The organism is Arthrobacter sp. Marseille-P9274, from assembly GCF_946892675.1.
Lineage (GTDB): Bacteria > Actinomycetota > Actinomycetes > Actinomycetales > Micrococcaceae > Crystallibacter.
In genome coordinates, this window is record NZ_CAMPOV010000010.1 from 1 (window position 1) to 8,826 (window position 8,826).

13 protein-coding genes are annotated in these 8,826 nt (G+C 60.6%); 8 read left to right on the forward strand and 5 right to left on the reverse strand.

Annotated features, from left to right (window positions below; all coding sequences use genetic code 11):
• The first annotated feature begins 161 nt into the window (after positions 1-161).
• From OC550_RS22855 to OC550_RS22865, 3 genes are read left to right on the forward strand one after another with little or no spacing between them, the layout of a single operon-like run.
• On the forward strand, positions 162-590 hold the full coding sequence (locus OC550_RS22855; protein ID WP_088296618.1) for a hypothetical protein: 429 nt from the start codon (positions 162-164) through the stop codon (positions 588-590).
• Between the two features lie 15 nt (positions 591-605).
• Positions 606-1,592, forward strand: coding sequence for a hypothetical protein (locus tag OC550_RS22860; protein ID WP_133062356.1), 987 nt, complete (start codon positions 606-608; stop codon positions 1,590-1,592).
• A 6-nt stretch (positions 1,593-1,598) separates the two neighbouring features.
• The gene (locus tag OC550_RS22865) at positions 1,599-2,264 is read left to right on the forward strand and encodes a hypothetical protein (RefSeq protein WP_262108039.1); all 666 of its coding nucleotides are present in this window, start codon (positions 1,599-1,601) and stop codon (positions 2,262-2,264) included.
• 4 nt (positions 2,265-2,268) lie between these two features.
• Here the strand turns inward: OC550_RS22865 and OC550_RS22870 are convergent, their stop codons facing one another.
• The 3 genes from OC550_RS22870 to mobQ form a co-directional block, all read right to left on the reverse strand.
• Positions 2,269-2,559, reverse strand: coding sequence for a type II toxin-antitoxin system RelE/ParE family toxin (locus OC550_RS22870; RefSeq protein ID WP_061772985.1), 291 nt, complete (start codon positions 2,557-2,559; stop codon positions 2,269-2,271).
• The gene (locus OC550_RS22875) at positions 2,552-2,797 is read right to left on the reverse strand and encodes a type II toxin-antitoxin system ParD family antitoxin (RefSeq protein WP_021224656.1); all 246 of its coding nucleotides are present in this window, start codon (positions 2,795-2,797) and stop codon (positions 2,552-2,554) included. Before OC550_RS22875 ends, OC550_RS22870 begins: the two co-directional genes overlap by 8 nt.
• A 69-nt stretch (positions 2,798-2,866) precedes the next feature.
• Positions 2,867-3,904, reverse strand: a complete 1,038-nt coding sequence (gene mobQ, locus OC550_RS22880; RefSeq protein ID WP_262108040.1) for a MobQ family relaxase — start codon at positions 3,902-3,904, stop codon at positions 2,867-2,869.
• A gap of 222 nt (positions 3,905-4,126) precedes the next feature.
• On the opposite strand from mobQ, the gene OC550_RS22885 reads away from it, so the two are divergent.
• The 5 genes from OC550_RS22885 to OC550_RS22905 all read left to right on the forward strand — a co-directional run bounded on the left by OC550_RS22885 (position 4,127) and on the right by OC550_RS22905 (position 7,591).
• Positions 4,127-4,396, forward strand: a complete 270-nt coding sequence (locus OC550_RS22885; RefSeq protein ID WP_262108041.1) for a hypothetical protein — start codon at positions 4,127-4,129, stop codon at positions 4,394-4,396.
• Positions 4,396-5,289, forward strand: coding sequence for a hypothetical protein (locus tag OC550_RS22890; RefSeq protein WP_262108042.1), 894 nt, complete (start codon positions 4,396-4,398; stop codon positions 5,287-5,289). Before OC550_RS22885 ends, OC550_RS22890 begins: the two co-directional genes overlap by 1 nt.
• The gene (locus tag OC550_RS22895; protein WP_262108043.1) at positions 5,286-5,582 is read left to right on the forward strand and encodes a hypothetical protein; all 297 of its coding nucleotides are present in this window, start codon (positions 5,286-5,288) and stop codon (positions 5,580-5,582) included. Before OC550_RS22890 ends, OC550_RS22895 begins: the two co-directional genes overlap by 4 nt.
• Before the next feature lie 384 nt (positions 5,583-5,966).
• Positions 5,967-7,073, forward strand: coding sequence for a replication initiation protein (locus tag OC550_RS22900; RefSeq protein WP_262108044.1), 1,107 nt, complete (start codon positions 5,967-5,969; stop codon positions 7,071-7,073).
• A 77-nt stretch (positions 7,074-7,150) separates the two neighbouring features.
• Positions 7,151-7,591, forward strand: coding sequence for a hypothetical protein (locus tag OC550_RS22905; RefSeq protein WP_262108045.1), 441 nt, complete (start codon positions 7,151-7,153; stop codon positions 7,589-7,591).
• Positions 7,592-7,595: 4 nt separating this feature from the next.
• Here OC550_RS22905 and OC550_RS22910 read toward each other — a convergent pair whose 3' ends face one another.
• Both OC550_RS22910 and OC550_RS22915 read right to left on the reverse strand, forming a co-directional pair.
• On the reverse strand, positions 7,596-8,000 hold the full coding sequence (locus OC550_RS22910; RefSeq protein ID WP_262108046.1) for a hypothetical protein: 405 nt from the start codon (positions 7,998-8,000) through the stop codon (positions 7,596-7,598).
• Between the two features lie 6 nt (positions 8,001-8,006).
• Positions 8,007-8,570 carry a recombinase family protein gene (locus OC550_RS22915; protein ID WP_061773072.1) on the reverse strand — a complete coding sequence of 188 codons (564 nt, stop codon included), beginning with the start codon at positions 8,568-8,570 and terminating at the stop codon, positions 8,007-8,009.
• Positions 8,571-8,826: the final 256 nt, after the last annotated feature.

An 8,826-nucleotide genomic window follows, 5' to 3' on the forward strand; every position in this document is an offset into this window, starting at 1 on the left:
CCTGTTCGCGCAGATGCGGCGGATCATGACCCTCAACCGCGTCGAGGAGGTCACCGCTGACATCGTTCAGGCCGCGCGCGATTGCCTCGTCATCGGACCCGGCAACTGACAAATAGCGCGATCAGAATGCCGCCAATTATCGCGAGCGTTTACAGGTAGGTATGAGAGCAATTCTAATTGCAGCGTTGATATGCGTCCCAAGCCTCAGCGCGGCGCAATCTAAGCCATACCACGATGAAATATCACAAGTTTTCCGTGGTAGCTGGGCACCGACGCTTGCGGATTGCCGCGATGCAGAGGGCGTCAACAAGGTCTTTATCGATGGTGGTAGCGTAAATTACTATGAGGGTAATGATTACCTTTTAATTGGTGTCGAGTTTGGCGGGGCGATGACGAAGCGTGGTGGCAGTGGCAGCCTGTTCAATGGAAGGTTTACAGGGCGAACGGAGACTAACCTGTTAGGAGAAAGTAATATTAGGATGGAGATTGATGATCGCGATAAAAATGTGATGTATCGATACCCGATTGGAGATGACGGAGAACCGATAGATACCCGTGAAGTTAAAAGCGTACGCTGCACAAATAAATAATCTGGGAGGAAAGCGATGCGTATGATTATAGCGGGATCGATAGTATTAGCGGTTGCGACAGGACCAGCTACGGCAAAAGACCGAAAGTCAACTAAGGAAGAGCGGCGTATTGAACAGCTCAGGACATCCTTGGAAAGCAAGGTGCCCGCAGTCTATTGCGAGGCGGCTCTGACGTTCCGTTCCAACGGATTTTTCCCGTATTGCTCGCCCGTCACATATCCGCAAACGCAGCATTCATTCACGCTCAACGCTGGGATTCAGGCTCAGAAAAGTGTTCTTGTCGATATGCGACAAGAAGGAGATCGTTTAATCTCCGCTAAGGCAACATCCGTTGAAAAGGCGCTGATTGATGAGAGTAAGACAACCAGCGGCGAAGGATGCCTAGGACAAAGCCCCGCTGCCTGTATCTCCTATCTGGCTACACGCTTCTTCGTGACAACCGCAGCCGATATTCCGTTTTACGATTGGAGCAGCCAAGCCAGCTTCGATCCGGACAAGGCCCGGCGTCGTAATCTGACCTTGCAAATCGTTCTGCCCCACACGGATGCCCGGTCCTACGTTAAAGATTTCGGGTTCAGAGACACGTCGCCTCCCCTGGATATTGTGGGTATCAGCGCGTCAGTCGTTGACGGCAAGGTCGAGTCTATCTCTTTTTCGGGCAGATACCCGATCCTGTCCGACAATCCCGCCGATTATCAAGGCTCGGGCTTTGCGGACTTTATGGCGACAGTGCTGCCTTCATGCCGTGCAACGGACGAAGGAGAGTTCTACCGCACATTCTGGGCAGCACTGGTAAAACCAAGGGAGTTCTCCGAGAACAGCGGCAAGTGGCGCTTCACGGACAATGGCGTCAGCAAATCGTATGCCAGCTCCGCTTATGGGAAGCTCTGCGGCCTCAAGGTATCCTCGTTCAGTTCGACCGGGCGAACAATTACCGATACTGGGCAGAGCCTATCGGGATCGTCGCAGGAAGTGACCTTCCGCCTCCCAAACAAGCAGTAGTCTGAAATGAGATTTTTCGTCATCGCGGCATTGGCCGTTACGGGTTGTCACCCAGCTCCCGACAACGGCCAAAAGCAAGCCGTAGAACAGACGCCGAAGCATCCTTGGAGGAAGCTACCCGATGGAAGTTGGGGATGGCTGGAAGCGTCACCGAGCGAGAAGTTTGCCAACGAACAGGCTGAGCGATGCTGGCCGAGTAAGGGCCAGTGGGATTGCCTGAGCGCCTCTACGCTGGTCCAGGTCGGCGACATGGAACCGCCGACGGTCTTTGCGAGCCGGTATATAAAAGCCCGTTACACCGATCCGGCGATCGGTATCGGAGACGATGCTGTTCGCGGCGGCTACTCGTGCCAGTCCATCAATGGAAAAATGATCCGCGAAAGCATCTTTCAGAACGGGCAAGGTGGGACGTCTCACTCCCTTCAGACCAATGACGTTCTAATCGGTCAGCAGGGCGGCGGCGTGGTTTGGTCGCCTGATTTTGTAGTCCGTTACATGAGAGAAAATAGCGTCGAAGCTACCCTGCGCTACCTTGATTGCCTTCACGTCACCACGATGGTTTCTGAAAACAGCTTGGCAACGATCAACACGACTTCCCTCAAATATGGAATGATGACTGGGCGTGACGATGTGATGCTCTACGATATGGAAGGACGTAAGGAGGAACCCTGAATATTCACAGGTGACGGCTCGCATCCATGCGCTGATGCAGGATGCGGATGACGGCGATGCCATAGCTGGTCGGCCGAAAATAGATGACGTGCTGCTCAACACCGCGCCGTCGATAGCCTGGCCGGATGTTGGCGCAGCCCTGCGCCTGCTGCGGTGCTTTGGCCAGATCGGCGCAAGCGGCCTCAATGAGGTCGGTATAGCGCATCGCTTGGGGCAAATCCCAATGCGCTACGGTATAGTCGAAGATCGCATCGAGGTCGCGCTGCGCCCTCGGGCTAAGCCGGTATTCAGCCATGCTGCTCGGCTTTGCGCCGCTTGAACGCGGCGAAGTCGAACAGCTCCGGCTCGCCGCTCTGCTCGCCCTCGATCAGCGCCTGACGGATGCTCTCCATCTCAAGGCCCCGCTCCTGCTCGCGCCGGATGAGGTCGCGGATCGCCTCGCTGTCGTTGGTGTAGCTGCCGGCGTCGATCTGCGCGGCAATCCACGCATTCTGCTGCTCGGTAAGGGTGATCGTCTTGCGCACGGTCGCCATAGCGGCCTCCATGTTTCTCATACTATTGGTGTTATTTAGCACATGCTGCCGGTCAAGCGAAGCCTTCTGCTATCGCCCGAACCCTATGTCGTGATCGTGTTGCCGATTCCGCTGCCGATCGCGCTCGATCTGCGGTTGATCCAACTCGGGACCGGTCTGCTCGCGCCGGGGTAACTGGTCGAGTGCAGGCAACCCGTTGAACCCGTCGCCTGCGCTGGTCTGCAACCCCGACCGCATCGCCCGCGCCGCGCCCTGGACCAAGCTCGACATGCCCTGCATCGCCAGCTCGGCACGCTCGCGTAGCTGGTGGGACCATTCCCGTATCCGCTCTTGGCCGCGCTCGATGTAGAAGCCCAATCCCCGCTTCTCCATGATCGCCTCGTTCATCTGCCCGCGCGGGGTGACGGCGTGCGGCTCCTCGCCGGCCGCGATCTGCTCGGCCGACGCGCGCCGCTCGATCGCGGCCGATGCGTGGCCCATCTTCACAGTCGGCTCGATATCCAGCCCCTGACGCTCGTAACTGCGGTGATCGACCCGCTCCGACACCTGGGCCAGTTCCAACGCGTCGTTGACCATTCCCGCCCACCGCTCACGGATCGCCTCCACCTCCACCGAGGCCGTCGTGCGCACGTCGAGCTGGCGCGTCTTCGCCCCCAGCCCGTCAGGCCCGACCTCCCGCGTCGTCGTCATGACGTGGGCGTGGTGGTTGCGATCGTCGCCGTAATCATGGGGGGCATGGATCGCTGCATCGACCGCCACCCCGTAGCGGTCGCGGATATTCTCCGCGAAAGCACGAACCAGGTCGCGGCGCTGACCGGCGTCCAGCTCGGCCGGTAGCCCCAACTCGTATTCCCGCGCCACCTTGGCATCCTTGCGCTTCTCCGCCGCCTCGGCCGCGTTCCACAGGGTGGAGCGATCCTGCGCCCACTCCGCCCCTTCTGGTGCAACGATGAACGCATCCTCGACGCCGCCTCGCCGCGTGTAGTCGTGGACCAGGCCGTCACGCTCGTTTTCGAGACAGACGCCAGCACGATACGCAACCGCCGCGACCGCGCTGCGCCCGGTCGAGCGCGACACCGATTTCACCGCCAGATGATAGATCGCCATCGCTGCGCCTGCCTTCTCCAACGTAGTCCAGCGGCATGACGCTGGTCGGGGTGTGGGGCGGAGGCCCCGCTGTCGCACCGCGACATGGGTGCAGGGTATCCCTGCCGCACGCATTACGTAGTAATGCTAAAGTGCGCCCTTGTCTCCTATCGTCGTCTCGGGTGGCTTCGCTTGTTGAGTTGCGCTATACTCACTTTGTATTCATGCTTTCGGGTAGGAAACATGGCGGCACCGACACCAGAAGCAATCGAACAGGCCCGCAAACGAGTTGATCAGGCCAAGGCCCGTCTCGACGCGCTCAATGCCCGTGTCGCTGCCGAAGGTCGCCGCCTCGATACCCGCCGCAAGATTATCCTGGGCGGGCTGCTCATCGACGCCGCCAGCAAGGACAAACGCTTCGCCGGCATCGTCTCCGAGCTGATTCACCGCATCAGCCGCGATCAAGACAAGAAGCCGTTCGAGGGGTGGACGCTGCCCGGGGAGGATCGCTGATGGATCGCGACCGCGACGACGACCCCCGCCGCCTGCTCGAACAGGCCCGCCAGCTCCACGATCAGGGACGCGGAAGGGGAATGGCGCGTGGTGGGGGCAGAGCCGATCCCCCATCCGACAAGTTCGATCCCGCCGAGTTCGACACGCCTCCCGACCCGCCGCCCTCTGCTGCCGGTCGTGCGCGCGGTGCCGCCGACACTGCCCAGGCGCAAAGTTTCTTCTCCCACCTTGATACCAACATCCAACGCATCCTCGCCGGCTTTGGCACCCTGCGCGACTTGGTGTCCGACGTGCGTGCCAGCCTTGCCGATGCCGCCGCCAGGGATGCACAGCGCGCCGAGGACGAGGAAGCCCGTGACAAGGCCATAGCGGCCCGCCTGGTCGATCCTGCCGCCTTGGAGGCCCGTGCGGAGGCCGGAGCGCGTCGTGGGGCCACAGACGGCCTTGCCGGGGCGGGAGAGGCCCTGCGGCGTCGGATCGATGCTGACACGGCCGCACACGCCGCCCTGGCCGATCGGCTCGCGACCGATGCCGCCGATCGCCGCGCCTATGAACAGCGCCGGCGCCGTTGGGACAGGTGGTGGAACGGTGCGCTCGCCGGTTTCGCCCTGCTGGTCCCGATCGCCGGGGGTTACGGCTACTACCTGGGTAACGGGGCCGGCGATGCGCAAGGCTACGCCCGCGCCCGTGATGAAACGGCTGCGGCGAGCTGGGCTAACACCACCAACGGCAAGCTCGCCCGCCGCATCGATCAGGCCAGCGAACAGACCATCCCCGCCATCGCGGCCTGCCCAAAGGATCATGGCTGGAAGCGCGAGAAGCGCGACGGGGCATACTGGTGCTTCGGCGCAAACCCTGATGCCAAATCCTACACCGGGTGGTTGCTGCCATGAGCCTCGATGATCGCACCCGCACCTGGCAGCTCATCATGACCGGCCACGATCTTCGGCACGTCACGCCTAACGCCCAGGCCGACATGGCGCGGCTGCTCGACCTCGATCCCTCCATCTCGCACCTGACGCTGGAAATCGGCGACGTGTCCGTTCACGTCGCCCGCGACTGGCCCAGCGATCAGTACGAGGAGGCCGATCGCCTGATTGACCGCATCGCCGCCTCGGGCGTGTCCGCGATCGTCGTCCACGATCGCAACGGCAAACCGCCTCGCCGTGTGACGACCGGCGAATAATGGCACGATGCCGCTGCCCCGACTCTTTCCTCGCCAAGCCTGCGGCCGGTAGGCCGCTTCTGTGACGGCGTAGCCGGCACGCATCATTAGCGCATCGGCCAAAGGCCGATTCCGCTTGCCATCATGCAACGCTAGCCTCGCGCGCCCGCGATGATTCTAGATTCTATTGATTCTATGATTCAGTGGTTGCTTGTCTGTTGATTCATATAGGGAAAATGGTCCGACCTACGACAAATGGGGTGCTCAGTTACGACAAATGGGGTGCGCACCTACGACAAATGGGGTGCTCAGTTACGACGGATCGGGTGCCCCATGAGGATGGGGCGACTGTGCGATCTATGACATTGACATTGATCTTATGTCGTAACTGGCTAAGCTCACGCCGTGCCCGACGACCTTCCTATCGGCCGCACGATGAAGGCGGCTTCCACGACCTCAGTTCGTGACGGTCATGCCATCGTCAAAGCTGGCGAGTTCATCGAAGCGCGGTTCGGCGCAGGTACGTCACCCTCTTTGGCGGCCCGCAAGACCCTGGCCCTTCTAATCGCCAAAGCTGCCGGCGAAGCGTGGCGACCGGGATCGCATGTTATCGCCAAGCGCGATCTGCGAGGCACCCACAACGCCAATGATCGGATCCAGGACACCCTCGATGAGCTGATGGATGTGAAGTTCCAAATGCCTTCGACCTCGGCGCAAGGGCGTGCGGCGACGCTCACCGCTGCCCTGCTCGCCTGGACGCTCAACGAACATGCGGAAGACGGCCGGGCCACCGTCGAGTGGGAGTTCACGGCACCGGCTAGGGCAATCCTACAGGGGAGCGATTACTACGCTCGCCTAAACCGGGCGGCTCTGCTCGCCTTCCGGTCGAAGTATGCGATCACCCTCTATGAGATGGGTTGCCTGCTGGCTGGTCGGCGTAGCCCCACATGGTCTGGAACAATCGATGAGCTGCGGGAGCGGCTTGGCACACCCTCTAATTCGATGCCCAACTTCTCCGACTTCCGGCGTCTGGTACTGACACCTAGCAAAGCCGAAATCGATCAGCTTGCCGCCTTCACGATGGACTGGTCGGAAAAGCGCGGGGCGCGGGGCAAGATCACCCATGTCACCCTGACCTTCACCCCTAAAGACGACGACGCCACTGACGCCGCGGCCGATGAGGCGGGACGTCATAGCAGCGGCCGAAAGGCCCGCCGGGAAGGGACGACAGAAACCCTCGTCGACACCGCCAGCCTCATCGCCTCGGCGGCTTCTCGGCTATCGGTTTCGGACACCTTACGCTGGCCGGCCGACGATCAGGTGGACGAGTTCAAGACCCCGGAGCTTCATGCAATCGGAATGGCCCTAGGCGGTGGTCACTCCGTACAGCGCCTAGCGGATCAGTATGCTCGCGTCCGCCCCGAACAGCGCCGTAAACTGGTAGGGGATGCCCTCAAGGCAGATTGGACGAAATGGGTTACGGGGTGTGCCACCAAGTGGGGCAGAGTCTGACCATTTCGCCACCTGACCGTTTCTGCTAACAGTTAGCCGATTACGTTTTGAAACGATCCGCAACAGGGACGGATAAGATGGCTTACACCCTCGGAGAAGCCGCAAAGGCAACGGGTATCAGCAAGGCTTCCATATCACGAGCCATCAATAGCGGTCGGATTTCTGCGATAAAAAAGGATGATGGTTCTTTTTCGATCGAGCCGGTCGAACTGCACCGGGTGTACCCTCCCAAGTCTGCCGCACCAGTAACTGAAACGCCATCTGAAACGCTACGCAACGGCAATGCTGACACCCGTAACGGGTCTGATTCCAATGTGTTGCAGGCTCGTCTTGATGCTGCCTTGGAACAGTTGCGCGATCGGGACGGCACGATCGATGATCTTCGCCGTCGCCTCGATCAATCGGATGAGGAACGACGTGAGGCTCAAGCCCGAGTGATCGGACTGCTGGCCGGCCCCGGCCCCACGGAATCCAAGAGGGGGTTTTTCGGTCGCCTATTTGGCCGCCCCGACGAATGACCGCTTAATGCGCCCCGATATAACGCAGAAAATGCGGGTAGCCTTCCGGGTCCATCGTATTCTGTAGAGTGACGACGGCGGTAGCTGCCGCCAGATACATAGCCTCGGCCTCTTCTTTGCTACCCATCCTTTCGGACATACCTGTTTCTCGGCGTGCTTCCCTCATAGCAGCTACCGCATCTTCAAAATCTGATGGTGAACCGTTGATAGCGCAGACGCCTCCCCAACGAGCAGACCATGCCTGCTGCGTCGAGCATCCTTCATCCAACAACTCCGCTGCATAACCACGCTCGATAACGTGGAGATCAAAATCAGGTCGATGCTGACGGGTAATTGCGACCTGCATGTAACCCTTTGCCGCAAAATGGAGGTCTGGCTTTGCGGCTTTCTTTTTGAAGAAACCAAACATTGTTAATTAGGGCCTTTCTTCCTGTCTCCGCGACAGCCGCGATATCGTGGCCTGATCGACCCCGAGCAAAGCGGCGACGGTGCGCTGCGTGTCACCGTTGGCAAGGCGCTGTAGCGCCTCGGCCTGCTGGTGAGGCGTGAGGGCGGCGCGCCGGCCGAACTTCACGCCACGGGCCTTGGCCTGGTCGCGGCCGACTGCGGTGCGCTCGACGATCCGCTGGCGCTCCCAGCTTGCCGCGATCCCGAGGACGGCGATGACGACCTCGGCAAACTGCGAGGTCGTGTCCACCATCGGCTCCGCGATCGAGCGGAAGCCAGCCCCTGCCTCCTTCACCGCATGAAGGATGTTCAACAGGTCACGGGTGTTGCGCGCCAGGCGATCGGTGGCCGTCACCATCAGCACGTCGCCAGCATCGAGTGCGCCGATCGCGCGCTTGAGCTTCTGCCGCTCGGCCGACGCGGCGCTGGCCTTCTCCTGGTAGATCTTGGCGCAGCCGGCAGCGAGGAGCTGGGCGACCTGCGGGGCGAGGTCCTGGCCGGTCGAGGAAACGCGTGCATAGCCGTAGATCATGCGGCCATTGTGCATCGGATATATGCATCACGGAAGCCCCCGGATTTCCGCCGTTGCCGTAGCGATGCAGAACCTATGATTTTTGCATCGCAAAGTCCAAGGTGCCCTCAAATCGATCAAGAGGGGTAGGTGTAAACGCTCGCGCTAAGTGGCGGCATTCTGATCGCGCTATTTGTCGGCGAGCGTCGCTACGCGGCTACCGGCTTGGTCTCGGCCGATCGCACATAGGCGTAGAGTGTTGGCTTGGAGATGCCGA